Origin of the sequence: Longimycelium tulufanense, assembly GCF_014645795.1 — a bacterium.
Taxonomy (GTDB): domain Bacteria; phylum Actinomycetota; class Actinomycetes; order Mycobacteriales; family Pseudonocardiaceae; genus Longimycelium; species Longimycelium tulufanense.
The window spans coordinates 190,617-210,485 of the sequence record NZ_BMMK01000005.1 but is presented as its reverse complement, the minus strand read 5'-3'; the positions used below and the strand labels follow the sequence as shown (position 1 = coordinate 210,485).

Genomic DNA, 19,869 nt, shown 5'->3' with positions numbered 1-19,869 from the left:
CCATGGTCGGTTACCGGTTGCGCGGCGCGTTTGCTGAGTCCTCCGCCTCGTGCTCCCGCTGCTCGTCTAGGTTGGACCGCGGCCTGGGAGCACGAGGCGGATCGGGAGCAGATCTGGATGACGACCCTCGGCGAGCTGTGGACGAGCGTGCTGGACGTGTTCGGTGACCCGGACCCGGCGGTTGCCGCCGGCGCCGGGATCGTCGCGCTGGTCGCCGTGGCGAACCGCGGGTTGTGGTCGGTGACCCGCAATGCGATCACGATCGCGCACGAGGCGGGGCACGCCGTGGTCGCCCTGCTGACCGGCCGCAAGCTGCACGGGATCCGGCTGCACTCCGACACCTCCGGGCTCACCCTGTCCGCGGGCCGGCCGACCGGGCCGGGCATGGTGGCCACCACACTCGCCGGCTACCTCACGCCCCCGCTGCTCGGGGCCGGTGCGGCCGGCCTGATCGCGGCCGGCCAGCTCCGGCTCCTGCTGTGGCTGAGCATCGCGTTGCTGCTCGCGGTGCTCGTCGTCGTGCGCAACTTCTTCGGCGTGGTCTCGGTCCTGGCAACCGGCGCGATCGTGTTCGCCGTGTCCTGGTTCGCCACCGCGCAGGTGCAGGCCGCCTTCGGGCATGCGTTCGCCTGGTTCCTGCTCCTCGGCGGCACCCGAACCGTGCTGGAGCTGCGCCGCCGGCGTCGACGCGGGTTGGCGCCGCAGTCCGACGCCGACCTGTTGGCCCGCCTGACCGGCGTCCCGGCGGCGGCGTGGGTGCTGGTGTTCGGCGCGGTCTGCGTCGGCGCGATCCTGCTCGGCGGTCGGCTGATGCTGTTCACCAGCTTTGCCACGTGAGGCGAAGGCTGCTCCAGGCCAAAAATCGGTCTTTCCCGGCATGAACGGACTTTTCGGGACTATTTGCCGGTTTGCGGCGTTGATCGCACATGTGCGCTCGCTCACCGTCTGCGGATCTACCGCCTTCCGGTGGGTGATGTCGTGATGGGCGCAGGTTAGGTTGCCCCGGATGAGCACAACCTCGACGCACCCGACCGACGCCGGTGAGGACACCCGTCCGTTCGCGTGGTGGCGCACCCTGGGACGCCGTGGCCGGTCCGCCTTCGTCGGCGCGTTCGGCGGCTACGGACTGGACTCCTACGACTTCCAGGTCCTTCCGCTCGGCCTGGTGGCCATCGCCGCGTACTTCGGGCTCTCCCAGGGCCAGGCCGGCCTGCTGACCACAGTCACCCTCGTGGTGTCGGCGGTCGGTGGCGCCCTGGCCGGCGTGCTGGCCGACCGGATCGGCCGGGTGCGTACGTTGCTCCTCACGGTGATCACCTACGCGGTGTTCACCGTGCTGTGCGGCTTCGCCACGAACTATCCGATGTTGCTGGTGTTCCGCGCCTTCCAGGGGTTGGGCTTCGGCGGGGAGTGGGCCGCCGGCGCGATCCTGGTGGCGGAGTACGCGCGGCCCCGCTACCGGGGTCGCGCGGTGGCGTTCGTGCAGAGTGCGTGGGCCGCGGGATGGGCGTTGTCGGTCCTGGTGTACACGCTCGTCTTCGCCCTGGTCGACCCCGATTTCGCGTGGCGCGTGCTGTTCTGGACCGGGGCACTGCCAGCGTTGCTCGTCCTGTACGTACGCAGGAAGGTGGTCGATGCGCCGCGTGCCAACGAGCACCGCGAACGCAGCGAGCACCGGGGGTCCTTCACCCGGATCTTCGGGTCCGGGCTGGGCAGGACGACCTTCTTCGCCGCGCTGCTCGCGACCGGGGTGCAGGGCGGGTACTACACCCTGGCCACCTGGATTCCGACCTACCTGAAGACCGAACGGGGACTGACCGTGGTCGGTACCGGAGGTTACCTGGCGTTCCTGATCTCGGGTGCGTTCCTCGGTTACGTGACGGGTGGGTACCTCACGGACCTGTTGGGGCGGAAGCGGACGTTCCTGCTCTTCTCGGTGCTGTCCGGCGGCCTGATCGTTGCCTACACCTCCATTCCGGCCGGGGCGGACGGTCTCGTCCTCGTCCTGGGCTTCCCGCTGGGTTTCTGCTCCTCGGCGATCTTCAGCGGGTTCGGTTCCTTCCTGGCGGAGCTGTACCCCGCCGCACTGCGCGGGACCGGCCAGGGGTTCACCTACAACTTCGGACGTGCCCTCGGGGCCTTCTTCCCGACCACGGTCGGCTTCCTTGCCGGCAGTTGGGGAGTGGGCGGGGCGATGCTGTTCGGCGCGTTCGGCTATGGCATCGCCGTGCTGGCATTACTGGGCCTACCCGAAACCCGGGGTCGCGAGCTGGACTGAACCGCCGCAACGCTCACGTCCGCGGAACGTGGGCGGGATGCGCGGGAAACGGGACGCGCTAGAGAGCGGGCGGAGCGCTCTGGTAGGTGGGGTCCTCCGGGCTCTTCAGCCCCACGTGGTTGCCGTCGGGATCGTCGACGACCGCGTACCGGGAGCCCCAGAAGGCGTCGACGGGTGGCTGGTGGCTGACGGCCCCCGCGGCGGTCAGCTCCGCGTAGTGGGCGTCAACGGCGTCCCGGTCGGGCACGTCGAAGATCAGGAAGACGGGGCCGCCACGCCTCGCGCCGCACCAGCCGGCGTCGTAGTAGTGCACCAGGGTGGTGCTGTCGAGGGTGAGGCGGATCCCGTTGGGCAGCGTCGCCTCCACGTGGTGGTCGAGCCACCCGGGTGGCCCGTCGAAGCACAGCCCCAGCCGGCGGTAGAAGGCTACGGAGCGAGCCATGTCCTCGACGACCAGGGCCACCTGCCCCAGCAGCGGCTTCGACGCGGTCATCTGCCCAGGATGAGGCAGAACGGCCGGTCGCGCTCGGTACGCGTCACACCCCGGGGTGCCCCTCCGCGGGGTCCCCGTCGGGCGTGGGGCCGGCCCTGCGCCGGCGGACCACCAGGTAGGCGACGGACAGCGCGGCGACCCAGGCCGGGCCGACGACCAACGCGACCCTGGTCTCCTCGTGCGCCGCGAAGAGCACGGCGATCAGCCCCAGCAGCGCCAGCAACACCCGGCCGAGCCACGGCCCGCCCGGCATGCGGAAGGACACCGCCGGCACCCGTCCGACCGCCACCGCGGCGCGGTACCGCAGGTGCGTGGCGATGATGACCGTCCAGGCCAGCAGCCCGCCGAACACCGACACCGAGTAGACGTAGAGGAACGCCTCGCTGGGCGCGACGTAGTTGATGATGACGGACAGCAACATCACCGCGAGCGAGACGGCGATCGCGCGGGCCGGGACCCCGCGCCGGTTGGTGGCACCGAGCCAGCGGGGCGCGTGCCCGTCGTGGGCCAGGGTCATCAGCAACCGTCCGGTGCCGAAGACGCCGCTGTTGCACACCGACAGCGCGGCGGTGAGCACCACGAAGTTCACGATGTCGGCGGCCGCCGGCACACCGAGCTGGTCGAACGCCTGCACGAACGGGCTGGAGGAGCCCGACACCCGGTGCCAGGGGACGAGCACCATCAACGCGGCGAGGGCACCGATGTTGAACAGCACGATCCGCCACAGCACGTTGCGGATCACCGAGGGCAGCACCTCCTGTGGGCGCTCGGCCTCCCCGGCGGTCAACCCCACCAGCTCGATGCCGTTGAAGGACGCGTAGGCCAGCGGGAGGGCGAGGAACACCGGGAGCAGGCCCTGCGGGAGGAACCCGCCCTGGTCCCACAGGTTGGTCATGCCGGAGGAGTGCTCGGCGCCGAAGCCGAACACCGCGACGGCCACGGCGGTGGCGATGATCGCCAGGACCGTGACCACCTTGACGATGGCCGCCCAGAACTCGATCTCGCCGAACAGCCGGACCGCCACCATGTTGGCCAGGCCCACCGCGGCGAGGGCGAGGAGCGCGGTCAACCACTGCGGCACCGCGGGCAGCCACACGTGGACGTACAGGCCCACCGCGGTGACCTCGGCCATCCCCACCACGACCCAGGTGAACCAGGAAATCCACCCGGTGACGAACTCCGCCCAGGGGCCCAGGAACTCGCGGGCGTAGCTGGCGAAGGAGCCGGCGACCGGCCGGTAGACCACCAGCTCGCCCAACGCGCGCAGGACCAGGTAGGCCAGTACCCCGCACACCGCGTAGGCCAGCAGCAGGCCCGGGCCCGCGGACCGGATGAGCTTGCCGGAGGCCAGGAACAGCCCGACGCCCAGTGCCCCGCCGAGCCCCACCATCGTGACGTGGCGAGCCTTCAGGCCGCGGTCGAGCCCGGACTGCTCGCCCGCCGGGCCGGCCGCCTCCGGACGCTCGTCCGGCAGGGTCTTCGCGGGGCGTGACAAGGCATGTCTCCTTTGCGGGGTGCGGGCTGCGCGGTTCGGGCCGTCCCAACGCATGCGCGGTGGTCGCACCGCCCAGGCGTTCGCGGAAGCCGAAACGGGTTCGGTGGCCGGCCGCGCCGCGTCGCCGGACGCGCCGTGCCGGTCGGTGCGGTTTTCCGACGCCGGTGTGGGGCGGGGTCACCGGAAATGGTGCCGGCACGGCCCGAAAAGGCCGACCGGCACGTTGCGCAAGGCTACATGTGCTGTTTAGGTGCGCTGCACGATGGGGATGTTCCGGGCTCGGTCATCACTTCTCGAAAGGATGTGGACACGTTGTGCATCCATCGAATGTGACTGTGGTCACCGGGAGGTGGGCCGCCTTCACCGTCGCCCGTTCGCGAGTGGGGTCGGACAAGGGTCGGCGGCACCCTTCCGGGTCGTCGGCAACAAGACTTCCGTGGCCGCCAGATATCTCCGACATTTTTTCCGTCCTCGACCGTGGCCTATTCAAGGGCGACAGAATTTACCGTCGCGCGACGTTCTCGAATATCCTGCGCCGGTTTGCTGGCACGGCGAGACCTGGATGAGTGACCGATGCGACGAGGCGGCGCCACGCTCGTGGACACGGAGCGCCCTGCCGGCGCCGGACGCCCCTCTCGGGCGCGGAGCTTTGGGCTGGCCACGGCAATCGCCCTGGTGACCGGCAACATCGTCGGCGGCGGCATCTTCACGCTGCCCGCCGCGGTCGCCCCGTACGGCACCGTCAGCATCCTCGCGCTCGGCGTGCTCACCGTGGGCGCGCTGGCACTCGCCCTGCTCTTCGGCCGGCTGGCCGGTCGGGCCCCGATCAGCGGCGGCCTCTACGTCTACCCTCGGGACGCTTTCGGCGAGTTCGCCGGCTTTCTGTCCGCGTGGTCCTACTGGACCATGACCTGGGCCAGCAACGCCGCCCTGGCCGTTGCCGCGGTCGGCTACGTCGACGTGCTTGTCCCCGTGGCCGGCAACCCGATGGCCGAGCTGGGGGTCGCGTTGGCCTGCCTGTGGCTGCCCGCCCTGGCGAACTTCGCCGGCACCCGGTACGTGGGCGTCGTGCAGGTCGTCTCGACCGTACTGAAGTTCGTGCCGCTGCTGCTCGTCGCGGTGGGTGGGCTGTTCTTCGTGCGGGCGGAGAACTTCGGTCCGTTCGACGCGACGGGCCAGGGCTGGCTGGGCGCGTTGACCGCGGCGGCCGCGCTGCTGCTCTACAGCTACCTGGGTGTGGAGTCGGCGGCGATGTGCGCGGGCGAGGTTCGGGAGCCGGAACGCAACGTGCGCCGGGCGAGCGTGCTGGGGACCCTCGCGGCGGCACTGGTCTACCTGCTCGGTGTCGTCTCCGTGTTCGGTGTGGTCCCGCACGGGAAGCTGGTGGACTCGAGCGCGCCGTTCGCCGACGCGGTCAACGCGATGCTCGGCGGCACCGTGGGCGGGATCGGCGTGGCGCTGGCCGCGATCATCTCGATTGTCGGCGCGTTGAACGGTTGGATCCTGGTCAGCGGGCAGATATCGGGTGCTGCCGCACGGGACGGGCTCTTCCCGGCGGCGTTCGCCCGGCAGCACCGAGGTGTCCCGGGCTTCGGCGTGCTCGTGAGCGTCCTGTTGGCCTCCGGGCTCATCGTGCTCAACTACACCTCCGGCGCCGTCGGGGTGTTCCAGAGCCTGGTCCTGGTCACCAGCTTCACTGCGGCCGTGCCCTACCTGCTCTCGGCGGCGGCGCAGCTGCGCTGGCTCGCGGCGGGGGACCGCGGGAGTGTGCGCGTGACACGGTTGACGCGTGACCTTGTGATCGCCGGGGTCTCCTTCGGCTTCTCGCTGTGGCTCATCGCTGGCGCCGGGTACGCCGCGGTGTACCAGGGAACCCTGCTGCTGTTCGTCGGCGTGCTGATCTACGCCTGGCTCGCCGGTCGCCGCGCCCGGACGGCGTCCGCCCTCGGGGGAAGTGGACGAGCGGAATCCGGGGACGGGTGACCTCGGCCCGGCTCGTCTGTTCCGTCGGCGAAAGTCGAAACCTTCTCACTTAAGATCAACTCCTTGTTGATCTTGTTACCCGGCAGGAGGAGGGATCGGCGTGCGATCAGCGGAACGGCCGCGCGCGGTGGCGCGGTTACGTGCGACCTTGACGGTGTTATTGGGCGTCGCGGTGATGGCGGGGTTGGTGCCCGCGACGGCGAGCGCGGGGGTACTGGGGAACTACCCGCTGATTCTGGATGTTGACCTGGCCCCCAACCCGACCTGCCATGCGCCGGTGCGCGGGCGGCTGGCGGTCTACTTCCCGCCCGGTGCGGCGGTCCACACGGACGTCGAGTGGCGGGTCCGGGCGGGTGACGAGGAACGCCGCACGGGTCGTCTCACCATGCAGGGCAGCATCGCGACCGCGGAGTTCGAGCTGCCCTACGCGGAGGTGCCCGCCGAGGCCGAGCTGCGGGTGGACGCCAGGGTGCTGGGATCGGCCGGGCTCACCAGCGACTTCGGCAAGGTGTGGCGCGAGCGGCTGGCGCGCGGTTGCGACCCGGTGCGGGTGGTGGCGGCCGGTGACTCGGTGGTCTGGGGACAGGGCCTGGACCACGACCAGAAGTTCCCGTACCTGACCGCGCAACGGCTCGGTTCGGCCACCGGACGCGGCTTCGAGGTCCACAACTACTCGATTTCCGGGGCGGTGCTCGACGCCCCGGAGTTGCCGGCCGGCAATGACGACTCGGCCTGTCTGCGGGAAAAGTACCCGCAGGATCCGGACGGCGACGGCGAGATGGAGATGGGCGAGATCACCCAGAACATGCCGGATGTCTTCTGCCAGTTGGAGAAGGCGGGCGCGAACGCGCGTGCCGGCGGATACGGGATCGACCTGGTCATGCTGGACGGCTGCGTCAACGACATCGACGCTCTCTTCGGCATTCCGCTGGGGATCATGCCGGGCACCGAGGACCTGCCGGCCGCGGTGCAGCGGGAGTGCTCGGGAGCGGGCGCCGAGGCGCAGAACCCCGCCAGGAACGTGCCGTTCTTCAGCGGTAGGAGCGCCGGCTATGGGGGGCGAGGCATGCGGGAGGCGATCGAGAAGGCACACTCGCTGCCCGGCCACCCGAAGGTCATCGTGGTCAACCTCTACTACGTGTACAGCCGGAAGAGCTTCCCTGTCTCGTGGCAGCCCTGCGCGACGGATGGCCTGACGGCCGAGCAGGCTTCGCGGTGCCGTGGCCTGCTCGGCCGCGCGGCTGAGCGGTTCGAGGAGTACGCGCGTTACTCGGCCGAGGCATACCGGCAGGCGGTCGAGGAAGCCAACGCCAAGTCCGCCGACGGCCCCTACGCCGTGGCCACGGACGGGTTGTTCACCCGGGAAAACGCGGTGTTGGCGGAGAACCCGAAGCTGTGGTCCTACCCGGCGACTGACCGGGCGGCGTCGCTGCGGGCCTTCGCTTGTCCCGCGATGAGCAGCAACCCGCCGCAGTGTCTTGTTGCGGCGATTGGTCATCCGAACGTGGAAGGCGCTCGCCAGTACGCGGAGAACTTTCTGTTGAACCCGCGCCTTCGCAGCTGGTTCGGTCTCGGATCGGAGCCCCAGGAACAGGGGTTTGCGGTATCTGAGGTGTCGGGGCCGCCAGGGCTGACGGTCTCGTTCGATGCCTCGGTGGCGGCGCGGCGCGGAGGCCAGCAGTTCGAGTGGCACTTCGGTGACGGAACCCGCACCACGACGTCCGAGCCCGTGGCGACTCATACGTACTACGGGCGGGGACCGAACCTGCCCCGCCTCGTGGCGGTCGATGGTGACGGGAAGCGGACCCTCTACGAGGCGCCGCGCCCGGTGGTGATCGGGTCGTCAGGGGCGTGAGGAGCGGGCTCACCCTGTCGAGTGCGTCGCTCTCTGGGTACGGTCGGTGACGCCTCTCTGCCGAGGCAGGACCCGGGGCGGCGGTTCTGGACGGCCGCCCCGGGGCCGGGCAGGGACTCTGCAGGCGAGGAGTACCGCCATGGCCAAAGTCAAGAAGCCGGAGCTGCGGCCGCCGGACATCGGCGCACGCGCGCGGATGATCCGCAGGCGGCGCGGCATGAGTCTGGATGTTGTCGCTGGGCTGGCCGGGATCTCCAAGTCCTACCTGTCGATGCTCGAGAGCGGTGAGCACCGGTTCGAACGCCGCAGCCTGATCGACCGGGTGGCCGAAGCACTCGGATGCTCGGTTATTGACCTCACAGGGGAGCCCTACGGCCCGTCCGATCGACGCAGCGCTGAGGCGCTGGCCGCGATCCCTACGATCGAGCTTGCGCTTCACGACTGCACCCTGGATGACGTTCCAGATGAGCCGGCTCGCCCGATCACCGCACTGACCTCGCTGGTCCACGAGGCGAACCACGCACGAGACCACTCCCGCTACGACACCGCGGGCCGCGATCTCGGCCAAATCATGACCGAACTGCAAATCCTCAGTATGACCAGCGACAACAACACGAAGCGGCAGGCATGGACGCTGCTGGTCGAGGCATGTTTCGTGGCCTACGCCGTCGCCAAGGCGGTCGGTCACACCGACTTGGCGCTGGAAGCGGCGCGGCGTGGCTACGATGCCGCCCGGCGACTGGACGATCCCTTCCTGATCGGGTTTACCACCTGGTTTCGAGCGCTCGCACTCCAGCGGATCGGCGCCCGGCGTCGAGTCACCACGGTGTTGTCCGGCGCGATTGATGAGCTGGAGCCCATCGCTGACCCTACGGTGCCGGAACCTCGAACCGCCGAGGCATACGGGCTCATGCACCTGACCACCGCGTTGCACTCGGCGCGTCTAGGCCAATCCGACCAGGTCCAGGGACACCTTGCCGAAGCGCGCCGTGTCGCTGAACGCACCGGAGAACGCAACACCCTACGAACGCACTTTGGGCCCACCAACGTCGCGGTCTGGCACCTGTCGATCGGGGTCGAGTTGGAAGAGGGCGCGGGGGCATACGAACGCACTATGCGCGCCAATCTCGACCTGGATAGCCTCGACAGCGCGGGACGCGTCGGAAACCTCTATTTGGATCTGGCGCGGTCACTGGCGCAGGAAAGTGGAGCGCGGGACTCCGACGCGATCCGATACCTCGACCGGGCAGATCGCTGCAACCCGATCCGGGTCCGTCATGATTCGGTCGTCCGAGAGTTGCTCGCGGAGCTGGAGAACCGAGCCCGTATCCGCTCGTGGGAGCTGGGTTCCCTGCGTAACCGGTTCGGTGTGAACTGAGCGTTCACAGTTTGTGAACTCCCTGGCAGCGGCCTGCCCATAGCGTCACCTCCACTGATCAACGACGGAGGCAGACGCGATGGATTTTCGGGTGTGGCAACTCTTGACGCCGGCCGAGGCTGAGGAGTGGGACCGGAGGATGGCCCGGCTGCGGGCCCGGCGGGTGCGGGTCCGTCTCGCCACGTCGGTGCCGGGGACGGTGTGCCGGCCGGCTCGGAGGCGCCCTCGGTGAGCACCCTCGAATTCTGGCTCGTCGGCTTTCCCGGCTCGCTGTCCCGCACCCAGGTGCACGCGTTCCCGCTGCCGGACCAGGATCCGCTCACCACCCTGTGCGGGATCGACCTCGACCGTATCCACATCGAGAAGACAACCGAACGTGCGCCGTGCGTGCCCTGCTTCATGACAGCGGCGAAGGGTCTTCTCACAGCAGGTGCGATCACGCTTGTGGTGCCGGTGATGCTCCCACCAGCGCGGCAACCGAGACCCGCAACACGAGGGAGGTTGGGATGGACGGCAAGAACGGTAACGGCGCGCATGACGTGCAGGACGACAAGGCCACCGGCAAGGGGCCGGAGGACATCGATCCCGACCGGTACGGGAAAGGCGACGAGTGACCACCAGCCCCGACACGCTGGCCGACGCGGTCCAGGCGGACGGGAACCTCCCGCCCGCCTGGGCTTCGTCCCTCCGTTCCGTCGACCGCGCTCGCTTCATCCCGGACCGGGCGTGGCTCGACACCGAGGCCGGCGTCGTCCCGATCGACCGCGGCACCGACCCGGACGGGTGGGCCGAGGCGGTGTACTCCGACCGCGTGCTCCTCACGCAGTTCGACGATGGCTCCACCACCTGGCCGCGGATCGGACACCGGCCCACCAGCTCGTCGTCCATGCCCTCGTCCATGCTCGGGATGCTCGATGCCCTCGACGCCCAACGGGGGCACCGGGTCCTGGAAATCGGCGCCGGCACCGGATACAACGCCGCCCTCATCGCCGCCCAGATTGGTCCCGCGGGCCAGGTCGTCACGGTTGAAGTCGACCCAGCGCTGGCCGGGCGCGCCCACCGACGTCTTGCCGGCCGGGCACTCGTCGTCACCGGTGACGGGGGAGACGGGTACGCGGAGACGGCCCCGTACGACCGCGTCATCGCCACCGCAACCGCCCAGCTGGGCAAGCTGCCCTACGCCTGGGTCCAACAGTGCCGGCCCGGCGCGGTCATCATCGCCCCGGTCCGCACGGACCTCACCTCCGGCCCGCTCGTGCGCTACCGCGTGGACGAGAACGGAACGGCACTCGGAAAGGTCGCGCCCCAACGAGTCGGTTTCATGGAGCTTCGCACCCATCGCTGCCCCCTTCCTGACCTCGATGACCTGCGATGGGACGACCCCTGTGCCGAGCAGGCGATCACCGCCATGTCGCCGGTCGACCCGATCCATGACGAAGGTGCCCGTTGGACCGTTGGCGTCCGGGTTCCCTCCTGCCGCTGGCGATTCTGGAAGCGCGGTGAGCACGGCCTGAAACACGGTGTCGTGTGGTTCGTCGACCCCGTGACCGGCTCCTGGACCACAGTGGCTCCCGGAAACAGCAGCGGAGCGAACATCGTCCGGCAGTTCGGGCCGCGCCGGTTGTGGGATGAGGTCGAGTCCGCGTACCGCTGGTGGCAAGAGCACGGGTGTCCCGCGCTGGAGCGCTGGCGGTTCGAGGTCACCGCGACCGAGCAACGGATACTTCTCGAGGGAGCGGATCCAATTCCGAATACCATCTGCCCATGGGAGTGAGGCGGAAGCGAGTAGTCCGTTGGTGGGCTCGGTGTCTGTCAGCAGTCATCCTGCTGGTCGGTCTCGGTGCGACCAGCCCGGTGGCCCTGGCCCAAGCCGAAACCGAAGTCCCCCCGGACTTTGTGGCGATCCGAGACGTCAACCCCACGATCCTCCAGGAGATTCGTTACGCAGGCTTCCACAACTTCGTCGGCCGGCCGGTGCACGGCTACCGCGAGCCCGAGTGCCTGCTGACCCGGCAGGCCGCGTCCGCGTTGCACGCGGCCCAACAGAAACTGCTGCGGCAGGGCTACAGCCTGAAGGTCTACGACTGCTACCGGCCGCAGCGCGCGGTGGATGACTTCGTCCGCTGGGCGTTGCGCCTGCATGACCAGCGCATGAAGGCAGAGTTCTACCCGCGCGTCGACAAGTCCCGGCTGTTCGAGGACGGCTACATCGCCGAAAAGTCGGGCCACAGCAGGGGAAGTACCTTTGATGTGACGCTGGTGCGTCTTCCGGTGTGGCCGCAGCGTCCCTACATCCCGGGCGAGCCGCTGAAGCCCTGCTACGCACCCGTGGGGGAACGTTTCCCGGACAACAGCGTCGACACGGGCACCGGTTTCGACTGCTTCGACACCCTCGCCCACACCGAGGACCCAAGGATCAGGGGAGAAGTACGCGAGAACCGGCTGCGGCTGAAGCACGCGCTGGAGGAGGCTGGCTTCGTCAACTATCCGCTGGAGTGGTGGCACTTCACGTTGCGCGACGAGCCCTACCCTGACACCTACTTCGACTTCCCGGTCTCCCGGCGCTCGCTGGGCTGAGCGCACCAGGCGGGCATGCCCGTGTCGGCAGGGTTGCTCCTGCCGACACGGGCATGCAACGCATCAGTGCGAGGGCCGGGCGAGCGAGCTGGGCGCGTTGAGGTTCGCGCTCTCGTCGACACCCATCCCCAGCCGCTCGACCAACTCACCGCCCAGCCACGCGGCGATCGTGGCCACCACCAACCCGACGACGGCCAGCACGAAGGCGAGCACCGGTGGCTGCCAGGTCGGCTGGTCCAACCGCAGCATCCAGCTGATGGCGAACAACACCAGAACGGCCATGTTGCCCAGACCATGGAGCAGCCCGACGCGCTTGGCGCGGGTGCGGCTGGGCACGGCGTACCAGTCCACCCAACCGAAGAAGCTCGCCACCACACCGCCGATGACACCGGCCGCGGTGGTGTGTGCGGCCACGACCGCGAAGCTGTCCCGCGCGCTGGCATAGAACAGCACATCGAAGATGACCGCCGTGACCAGCAGACCCAGCGGGAACGCGATGAGCATCGGGTGTACGGCGTGGCCGGCCAGACGTGCACGGCTACGCATGGCTCCCCCTTTCCGCGGCGGATGCCACTGCTCCTTCGGCTACCCGACCCAGGATCCGCCCAAGCAGGAGCGGCCGACGTACCCCGGTGACCGGTTCTCACTCGACCGAGCTACAAGCAGTTGCGGAAAGTAGCGAGAGTGGCTCGGTAGAGGTCCCGCGGCTAGGGGTCTCCCACCGTTCCAGGTTCCGGGTAAGAACGCGTTGACCCGTGTCATCCGCGGACCCCGACCAGGTCAACCCCTCGCGAATCGCCGTCGATGATCCCCACGGAACCGCAGGTCAGGCGGACAATGGGCAGGTATCGAGCGGGGTAGATGAGGAGGCCGTGGTGCCGGACCTGCAGATCCACCCGAGCTGGTCACCGCTGGCCGATCTCGCCCTGCTGTCCGACCGGCATTCGGCAGCCCTGGTCGGCAAGGACGGCACGGTCAGCTGGCTGTGTTTTCCCCGGTTCGACAGCCCGTCCCAGTTCGCGGCGCTGCTCGATCCCGCCGCCGGACACTGGTCACTGTGCGCGGTCGGCTGCACCGCGGTATCCCGGCACTACTGGGACGACACGTTCGTGCTGGAGACCGTGTTCCAGACGCGGACCGGCAAGCTCCGCGTCATCGACACGATGGCCCTGGGGGAGACCAAGGACCCGCACCGGCTCGGGGCCGTGGCACCCCACGTCCTACTGCGAAGCGCGGAATGCCTCGACGGCAGCGTCGAGGTCGAGATGCGCTTCCAACCCCGCCCCGACTACGGCCAGGTCGTCCCCGGCATCGAGCTGACGCGCGGCGGCGCCCTCGCCCGGAACGGGAACGAGCAGCTGCTGCTCACCAGCCCGATCCCGGTCGTGGTCCAGGACGGGGCCGTGCTCGCGAGCGCGCAACTGCGCGCGGGAGAACGGGCGAACTTCGCCCTGCAATGGAGCCGGCAGGGCAAGACGGCGCTCTCGGCACTACCCGGCACGGAGATCGAACGGCACCTGGAGACGACCGCCGCGGCCTGGCGGGAGTGGTCGCGGGTCCACCAGACCTACGAGGGCCCCTATCGAGACCAGGTGTACCTTTCCGGTCGGCTGCTGCACGCGCTGAGCTACCAGCCGACGGGCGCGATCATCGCCGCACCGACCACATCCCTGCCCGAGGAGATCGGGGGCGAGCGCAACTGGGACTACCGGTACGCGTGGATACGCGACGCCAGCCTCACGATGCGGGCGCTGTGGGTCGCCGCGTGTCCCGACGAGGCGGCCGACCTGTTCACCTTCCTGGCCGAGGCCGAGGCCAGCTACGAACCCGGGAAACACCTCCAGATCCTGTTCGGCGTCGGCGGCGAGTGGCAGATCTCCGAACGGATCCTGCCTCACCTGGCCGGGTGGCGGGGGAGCAGGCCGGTGCGGATCGGCAACGGTGCGTGGTCGCAGTCCCAGCTCGACCTCTACGGTGAGTTGATCGGCGCCGCGCACCGGCTCCGGGAGCAGTTGGGGGAGCTGGCTCCACCGCTGCGCCGCTTCCTCGTCGCCGTGGTCGACGCCGCCGCCCGGCACTGGCGCGAAGCCGATCACGGGATCTGGGAGATCCGCGGTACCCCACAGCACTTCCTGCACTCGAAGCTGATGTGCTGGGTGGCGGTGCACCAGGGAGTCGACCTCGCCGAGCGCCTCGGCGCCGAGCACCGGGTGCCGGACTGGTCCGAGACCGCGCTGACGCTCCGGCGGGTGATCGAGCGAGAGGGATGGAGCCGGCGGGCCGGGGCGTTCACCCAGTCGTTCGGTTCCACCGAACTGGACGCCTCGGCGTTGCTGATGTCCCGGGTGGGTTTCCTGCCCCCCACCGACCCGCGGGTGCTCGCCACGATCGACGCGGTGGCCAACCGCCTCACCGACGAGCGTGGCCTCGTGCGGCGTTACCTGACCACCAGCGGGGTGGACGGGCTGCCCGGTGGTGAGGGCGCCTTCCTCCCGTGCACGTTCTGGCTCGCCGAGGCCCTCGCGGTCGTGGGGCGGGTGCGGCGGGCCCGGGAGGTGTTCGAGCTCGCGGCCGGTCATGCCAACGACCTCGGCCTGCTCGCCGAGGAGGCCGACTCGGCAACGGGCGAGCTGCTCGGCAACTTCCCCCAGGCGTTCAGTCACGTCGCCCTGATCAATGCCGCATGGGCGATCTCCCAGGCGGAGGAGCGCGCGGAAACCGACAGGATCAACTCCGGCGCTCCCATGGCGCGACGCAGGGCACGACGCCCATCCGGCTCGCGAGGTGGCTGAGGCACCGTCGGGTTTCAGTGACCCGTCTTGGTGACCCCCTGTAGGGAACGACCCAGGAGGCAGCGGCGCACGCGCTGGTCGTGCAAACAGCACACTCGGCGGATCTGAAAAGGATTTCTTTCGCCGCACGTCATGTTCCCCTGATGGCGGTTGTTTCCATCGCAAGTACTTGTTTCCCCCTTTCCGGGGAAGATCACCTGGGCTAGGGTGCGCTTCGCACGCGGCCAAGTGATCATCGACAGGAGAGGGTCACCACGGTGGGACGGGCGGTGTGGGCCCCGGGCGTCAACGGCCCGGAGCAGCCGAGTACGGCTCGCATTCGTGACTACTGGTTGGGCGGGATCCACCACAGCCCCGTGGACCGCGCGGTCGCGCAGCAGGTACAGCTGGGTGTGCCACAGCTGCCCTACATCGTGCGGGTGCACCGCGCATTCCTGCGGCGCGTGGTCCGCCACCTCGTCGGCGCCGGGGTGCGGCAGTTCCTCGACCTGGGGTCCGGCGTGCCCACCGCCGGGAACGTGCACGAGGTGGCGAGCGCCCACGGTCCCACCAGCCGCGTGGTCTATGTGGACATTGATCCGGTGGTGGTGAACGAGAGCCGGATGTTGTTGGCTCGCGGCGGTGGTGCGAGCCGCGCCAGCGCCGTCGTCGCCGACCTGTGCCAGCCCGACCGCGTGCTGGCGGCCATCGAGCGGGGCCGCCTGCTCGACCTGGACGAACCGGTGGCCGTGCTCCTGACCGACGTGTTGCATTTCGTGTCCGACGCCGACGACCCCGCCGGGATGATCGGCTCCTATCTGGACCGGCTTGCCCCGGGAAGCTACCTCTCGATGTCGCACACCGGCCACGACGAGAGCATGCTCGCTGGATTCTCGATGGTGGAACGGATGTACGGAACCCCCGTGCTGCCGTTGACCTTCCGTTCCCTGCGGCAGGTCGAAGGATTCTTGACGGGGCTCGACATCGTCGAACCCGGTGTGGTGCCCGTCCCGCTCTGGCGTCCGGAAGAGGAGATGGACCTGAACGCCGAACGGTTCGCCGGCTACGCCGCACTGGGCCGCAAGCCCTGACCGCAGAATGTGCCGGGCGCATGCCATCGCTTTCGTGCCGACGGGACAGTTTCTCAAGCAAGGAAGGGAAGTGCGACCAGCACGACATCGGCCAGTGCGGCAAGGAGAAGATGGTGTCGGCGCAGCAGGGCAGCGTCGGGTTGGTGCTTGCCGGACCGGCACAACACGGCGATGACGGGAACGAGGAAGACCCCGCCCACCACGACGGCCAGTACCATCCAGGCCGGGCCGTAGCGCCACCACACGCCCCAGCCGAGCAGGCCGAGTCCGACCGCAGCCGCCACGGCTGTGATGAGCCCCGTGGCGCCGGTCCCGTAACGCACCGTCGGTGTTCGCATCCCGGTGGCCAAGTCACCGTGTCGGTCCGGAAACGACCACCAGAGCGCTCGCGCACCAACCAGGACCCCCAAGCCGGCGAAGACCAGCCACACCGCCGCTGGAATATGCGCGGTGACGGCGCTCGCGATGGCAACAGCGGGAAGCAGCCCCGCGGAAAGCCCGAGTGCAACTGGATTGAGGAACCCGCGCCTTTTGAGCCGCACCGGTTCCAGGTCGTAGAGCAGGCCGAGGGCGATCATCAGGGTTACCGCGGCCACTGTGTCGAGGTTTCCGGTCAACAGGGTGGAGAACGCGGCGAGCAAGAGGGAAAGTGCGATCTCCACCGCGCTCCACGCCAGAACGTTCCTCGGACCCAGGCGGATCACCGCGCGGGCAATGCGTTCCTTACCGCGGTTGTGACTGTCCGTTCGGAAGTCGACCGTTGCGTTCAGGGCCGCGCCACCCACGATGGCCAGGAGGTTGGCGGTCAGTGCCAGCACGACGGGCACGGCAAGGACGTCCCCGTAGCCACCTGACACATAGCCCGCTCCCCAGCCCGCATGGCAGAAATAGTATATAGGGAAAGGGAAAACCAGCTTATGCGCATGGGCCAGGTCCGACCACCTGGCAACCCTCGGTCGGGCACCGGTCAGTCCCGACATGCCGTGACCTCCATGCGGAGGCGGGACGAAGGAGCCATGGTCGGACCGCGAAGCTGACGAACGCCGGCGCCGGGGTTGACGCAGCGCAGCTGTCGACGCCGGAGCACCGCGGCCACGACCAACCGGATCTCGCGGAGCGCGAGATCACTGCCCAAACAGCGTCTCGTGCCCCCACCGAAGGGTAAGTAATGCCGGGCCGGTAGCCGCTGGTCGAGGAACCGCCGCGGGTCGAACCGCTCCGAGCTGGCAAACTCGTCCGGCCGGTGATGTGCCAGGTAGATGCATGGGGTCAGGACCGTTCCCGGCCGCACCACCTCGCCATCCAGCTCCGTCTCCTTGAGGGGCACCCGCTTCCCGGCGACCAGCGCTGGCGGGCACACCCGCATGGCCTCCTGGACCACGGCGTGCAGCAGTGGGAGCTCCCCCGCGTCCCACCCGTCGGCGGATGTGCCCGACACCTCGTCCAGGACGTCGTGTTGCACCTCCTCGTGTTGGGACAGCAGATAAAGCGTCCACGCCGTGGCCGACGCGGTGGTCTCGTGACCCGCGAACAGCAGGGAGAGCAACTGGTCCCGGAGTTCGGCGTCCTCGAGGGGGGCGAGTGGCCCCTCCGCGAGCAAGAGGGCGGACAGCGACCGTGACTCTGCCGCCCGGCCCGAGGCCAGCAACATCCGGTCGAGGTTGGGACGCAGTCGGTGGAACGTACCTCGGAGGGCGAGCAGCGACGGATGGACCCGAAGGTAGTGGTAGGCCAGGGTCCGTGAGCGCGAGCCGAGGACTCCCTCGACCCAGGCCCGCAACGCGGTGAGCAGTTCCCCTTCGACGCGGCCGAACACGAGGTGGCTGATGACCCGAAGGGTGAGGCTCCTGGCCCAGCTGGCCAACGGGACGACCGCGCCGGGGTGCAGGGCGTCGACAGCGCTGTGGACCGTGCCACTGATGATGTCGCGCCAACCGTCCAGTTGCCGACCGGACAACGCGGGGCCGAGAGCCTTCCGATAGAGGGAGTGCCGCGGTCCGTCCAGCCACAGCAGGGACTGCCTACCCAACAATGGCCCCAACGTGCCACTCGGCAGGTGGCCCATCCGCCGATCGACGCGGAAGATCGCCTCGATCGCGTCGGGATGCCACACGAGCAGCCGCCGAGGATCGCGTGCCCGAACCTCGAAGACACCGGACGCACTGTCGGTCAGGGAGTCGAGAAAGGAGAACGTCGTGAAACGAAGCCGGAACTCGTTCCAACTCATCGTTGCTCCTTCCCAACTCCTACGAAGGTCGTCGTGGTGCGGGAGTCAGGCGGGCGCTCGTCCTGGTGAGATGGATCGCCGCCATCACCTCCGCCTGCACGACGCGAAGCGGGGCATAGAGATCCTTGTCGTGCCACAGCGGGAGGTGGTCATGCTCCGCCCGCGTGGCTTCCAGGAACGTGTAACCCCGTGCCACGGCGTGGTTCAGACGTTTCTCCGGAGCGGATGCGGGTGCCCTCAGCAGGGTCTGTATGGCATAGGCACTTTCTTCGGGTGTACCCACCCAGCGTCCCCAGCTGCCGTCGTCACGTTGGGTCCCGAGCACCCAGTCGACCGCTTGTTCCACCATCCGTGCGGCTCGTTCCCCGCCATGGCGCGCGAGCGCCAGTGCGCAACACGCCGTCGCGTAATAGGGCGAGGCGTGCCACTTGTCCCACCAGTTCCCTTCGTCCTGCTGGGATTTGCCCAGCCAGGACACGAGCTCGTCGATCGCGTTCTCCGCGTGCCGTCCTTGCAGGAGTCCTCGGTTCACGGCCATTCCCAGCGCCTGGAGAACGTGCGCGTTCGTACTGATGGAGGGGGTTCGTTCGGCGTGGAAACAGGAGAAGTGGGCATTGCCCCGGTAGGACCAGAGACAGTCCGGCGGGACCGGGCGACCCCACTGGGCCAGCACGCACAGCACCGTGGCGGTGTCGTCGGCATCCGGGGGGAGCCCGGGGCCTGCGGGAACACCGTCGGGTCCCACCGCGGCGTAGAGCCGGTCGAGCAGCGCTGGGGGCACCATCGGCACCAGGTCGGCGGTCAGTGCGGCGAGAACCCAGCTCAGCTCGAAGAAGGGCACCGGCGCGACACCGGGCACCGGTCCGCCATGCCGTTCCTGCACGGCACGCAGGTACTCGACGGAGTCCTGGTGTCGCCCGGCGGGTGGTCGCCCGAGCCAGGCCGCGGTCGCGGCAGGGGAGCAGCCGACAACACCGTGTTCGTGCGGAACGACGGCGGCGCCCCGGGTGATCGGGCCGAGAGCCTCCAACGAGTGCAGGAGCTTGGCGGGTGGCGTCCGGCCGTGGCGGATCATGTCCCGGAGCTGGTGCAGCACACCCTCGTCGACTCCGGGCGGCATCGACAGGCGACCCGGCACGCACCAGCCGGAGAGCTCGGCGACCCGGTGTGCGGCCAGGTGCTCCAGATGGCCGTTGACATCCGCCACGAGCGCGGGAATCACGAGCTCTGCCGCGATGGTGTCGGGAACCGGTGTGTGGTTGCCCGGCACCAGCCAGTCGGACAACGCTCCCAGTGCGCGGCGGATGGCGCTCGCCATTGCCGGCCGCGCCATTGCTGGCGCCCGGACCGGGGTGGCGCCGACCAGGAGTGCCAGCAGGGCCTCGGTGGCGCTGAGGGTAGGGACCAGGGAATAGCAACCCGGACCGCCCCAGGTGCCGTCCGGGTGCTGACGGTCGAGCAGGAACCGCAACCGCTCTCGATGACCGGCCAACCACGGTGCCAGGCGCACGAGGCGGGCGGTCTCGTAGACGGAAGGGGACACGCCGCCGAGCGGGTCGGCGACGATCTCGGAAAGCAGCGCCTCACCGGAGCCGCGACGCTGGTCGACCTGGCGACCAGGCAGCATCGACATCCCCCGTCACCCCCGACGGGCCCTCCCCGGCCCGGACATTCGGCAACAACGGCCGCACCGATCTAGTGTCACCAGAGGTGATCAAATC

The 19,869-nt window shown here is 69.2% G+C and carries 15 protein-coding genes; 9 read left to right on the top strand and 6 right to left on the bottom strand.

Annotated elements, in window-relative coordinates; translation table 11 throughout:
* Positions 1-117 precede the first annotated feature (117 nt).
* Together IEY55_RS08280 and IEY55_RS08275 are read left to right on the top strand one after the other, a co-directional pair.
* Entirely contained in the window at positions 118-837 is a 720-nt protein-coding gene (locus tag IEY55_RS08280) for a M50 family metallopeptidase (RefSeq protein WP_189055641.1), read from the top strand.
* Positions 838-1,006: 169 nt separating this feature from the next.
* The gene (locus IEY55_RS08275) at positions 1,007-2,278 is read left to right on the top strand and encodes an MFS transporter (protein WP_189055639.1); all 1,272 of its coding nucleotides are present in this window, start codon (positions 1,007-1,009) and stop codon (positions 2,276-2,278) included.
* A gap of 58 nt (positions 2,279-2,336) precedes the next feature.
* On the opposite strand, the gene IEY55_RS08270 is transcribed toward IEY55_RS08275, so the two are convergent.
* Both IEY55_RS08270 and IEY55_RS08265 read right to left on the bottom strand, forming a co-directional pair.
* Positions 2,337-2,771, bottom strand: coding sequence for a VOC family protein (locus IEY55_RS08270; protein WP_189055638.1), 435 nt, complete (start codon positions 2,769-2,771; stop codon positions 2,337-2,339).
* A gap of 43 nt (positions 2,772-2,814) precedes the next feature.
* Positions 2,815-4,266, bottom strand: a complete 1,452-nt coding sequence (locus tag IEY55_RS08265) for an amino acid permease (protein WP_229686173.1) — start codon at positions 4,264-4,266, stop codon at positions 2,815-2,817.
* A gap of 573 nt (positions 4,267-4,839) precedes the next feature.
* Between IEY55_RS08265 and IEY55_RS08260 the strand changes: the two genes are divergently transcribed.
* From IEY55_RS08260 to IEY55_RS08240, 5 genes are all read left to right on the top strand, one after another.
* On the top strand, positions 4,840-6,249 hold the full coding sequence (locus tag IEY55_RS08260; protein ID WP_189055636.1) for an amino acid permease: 1,410 nt from the start codon (positions 4,840-4,842) through the stop codon (positions 6,247-6,249).
* 100 nt (positions 6,250-6,349) lie between these two features.
* A complete protein-coding gene (locus tag IEY55_RS08255) occupies positions 6,350-8,104 on the top strand; it encodes a PKD domain-containing protein (protein ID WP_229686172.1) in 1,755 nt (584 codons plus the stop codon).
* Between the two features lie 139 nt (positions 8,105-8,243).
* Complete coding sequence (locus tag IEY55_RS08250) at positions 8,244-9,482, top strand: helix-turn-helix domain-containing protein (RefSeq protein ID WP_189055634.1); 1,239 nt, start codon at positions 8,244-8,246, stop codon at positions 9,480-9,482.
* A 610-nt stretch (positions 9,483-10,092) separates the two neighbouring features.
* Positions 10,093-11,256, top strand: a complete 1,164-nt coding sequence (locus tag IEY55_RS08245; RefSeq protein ID WP_189055632.1) for a methyltransferase domain-containing protein — start codon at positions 10,093-10,095, stop codon at positions 11,254-11,256.
* Positions 11,247-12,059 carry a M15 family metallopeptidase gene (locus IEY55_RS08240; protein WP_189055630.1) on the top strand — a complete coding sequence of 271 codons (813 nt, stop codon included), beginning with the start codon at positions 11,247-11,249 and terminating at the stop codon, positions 12,057-12,059. The genes IEY55_RS08245 and IEY55_RS08240 overlap by 10 nt, the downstream gene beginning before the upstream one ends.
* Positions 12,060-12,122: 63 nt before the next feature.
* On the opposite strand, the gene IEY55_RS08235 is transcribed toward IEY55_RS08240, so the two are convergent.
* Entirely contained in the window at positions 12,123-12,605 is a 483-nt protein-coding gene (locus IEY55_RS08235) for a DUF2231 domain-containing protein (protein WP_189055628.1), read from the bottom strand.
* A 329-nt stretch (positions 12,606-12,934) separates the two neighbouring features.
* On the opposite strand from IEY55_RS08235, the gene IEY55_RS08230 reads away from it, so the two are divergent.
* Entirely contained in the window at positions 12,935-14,851 is a 1,917-nt protein-coding gene (locus tag IEY55_RS08230; protein ID WP_229686171.1) for a glycoside hydrolase family 15 protein, read from the top strand.
* Positions 14,852-15,108: 257 nt separating this feature from the next.
* The gene (locus tag IEY55_RS08225; RefSeq protein WP_189055626.1) at positions 15,109-15,921 is read left to right on the top strand and encodes an SAM-dependent methyltransferase; all 813 of its coding nucleotides are present in this window, start codon (positions 15,109-15,111) and stop codon (positions 15,919-15,921) included.
* A gap of 53 nt (positions 15,922-15,974) precedes the next feature.
* On the opposite strand, the gene IEY55_RS08220 is transcribed toward IEY55_RS08225, so the two are convergent.
* From IEY55_RS08220 to IEY55_RS08210, 3 genes are read right to left on the bottom strand one after another with little or no spacing between them, the layout of a single operon-like run.
* The gene (locus IEY55_RS08220; protein WP_268239288.1) at positions 15,975-16,901 is read right to left on the bottom strand and encodes a UbiA prenyltransferase family protein; all 927 of its coding nucleotides are present in this window, start codon (positions 16,899-16,901) and stop codon (positions 15,975-15,977) included.
* A complete protein-coding gene (locus IEY55_RS08215) occupies positions 16,889-18,148 on the bottom strand; it encodes a cytochrome P450 (protein WP_189055622.1) in 1,260 nt (419 codons plus the stop codon). Before IEY55_RS08215 ends, IEY55_RS08220 begins: the two co-directional genes overlap by 13 nt.
* A gap of 19 nt (positions 18,149-18,167) precedes the next feature.
* Positions 18,168-19,781, bottom strand: a complete 1,614-nt coding sequence (locus IEY55_RS08210) for a prenyltransferase/squalene oxidase repeat-containing protein (protein WP_189055620.1) — start codon at positions 19,779-19,781, stop codon at positions 18,168-18,170.
* Between the last annotated feature and the right edge of the window lie 88 nt (positions 19,782-19,869).

Coding starts and splice junctions, on each gene's coding strand:
- IEY55_RS08280 (WP_189055641.1), top strand. CDS start 118: ATGACGACCCTCGGCGAGCTGTGGACGAGCGTGCTGGACGTGTTCGGT.
- IEY55_RS08220 (WP_268239288.1), bottom strand. CDS start 16,901: ATGTCGGGACTGACCGGTGCCCGACCGAGGGTTGCCAGGTGGTCGGAC.
- IEY55_RS08275 (WP_189055639.1), top strand. CDS start 1,007: ATGAGCACAACCTCGACGCACCCGACCGACGCCGGTGAGGACACCCGT.
- IEY55_RS08235 (WP_189055628.1), bottom strand. CDS start 12,605: ATGCGTAGCCGTGCACGTCTGGCCGGCCACGCCGTACACCCGATGCTC.
- IEY55_RS08240 (WP_189055630.1), top strand. CDS start 11,247: ATGGGAGTGAGGCGGAAGCGAGTAGTCCGTTGGTGGGCTCGGTGTCTG.
- IEY55_RS08270 (WP_189055638.1), bottom strand. CDS start 2,771: ATGACCGCGTCGAAGCCGCTGCTGGGGCAGGTGGCCCTGGTCGTCGAG.
- IEY55_RS08210 (WP_189055620.1), bottom strand. CDS start 19,781: ATGTCGATGCTGCCTGGTCGCCAGGTCGACCAGCGTCGCGGCTCCGGT.
- IEY55_RS08250 (WP_189055634.1), top strand. CDS start 8,244: ATGGCCAAAGTCAAGAAGCCGGAGCTGCGGCCGCCGGACATCGGCGCA.
- IEY55_RS08215 (WP_189055622.1), bottom strand. CDS start 18,148: ATGAGTTGGAACGAGTTCCGGCTTCGTTTCACGACGTTCTCCTTTCTC.
- IEY55_RS08260 (WP_189055636.1), top strand. CDS start 4,840: ATGCGACGAGGCGGCGCCACGCTCGTGGACACGGAGCGCCCTGCCGGC.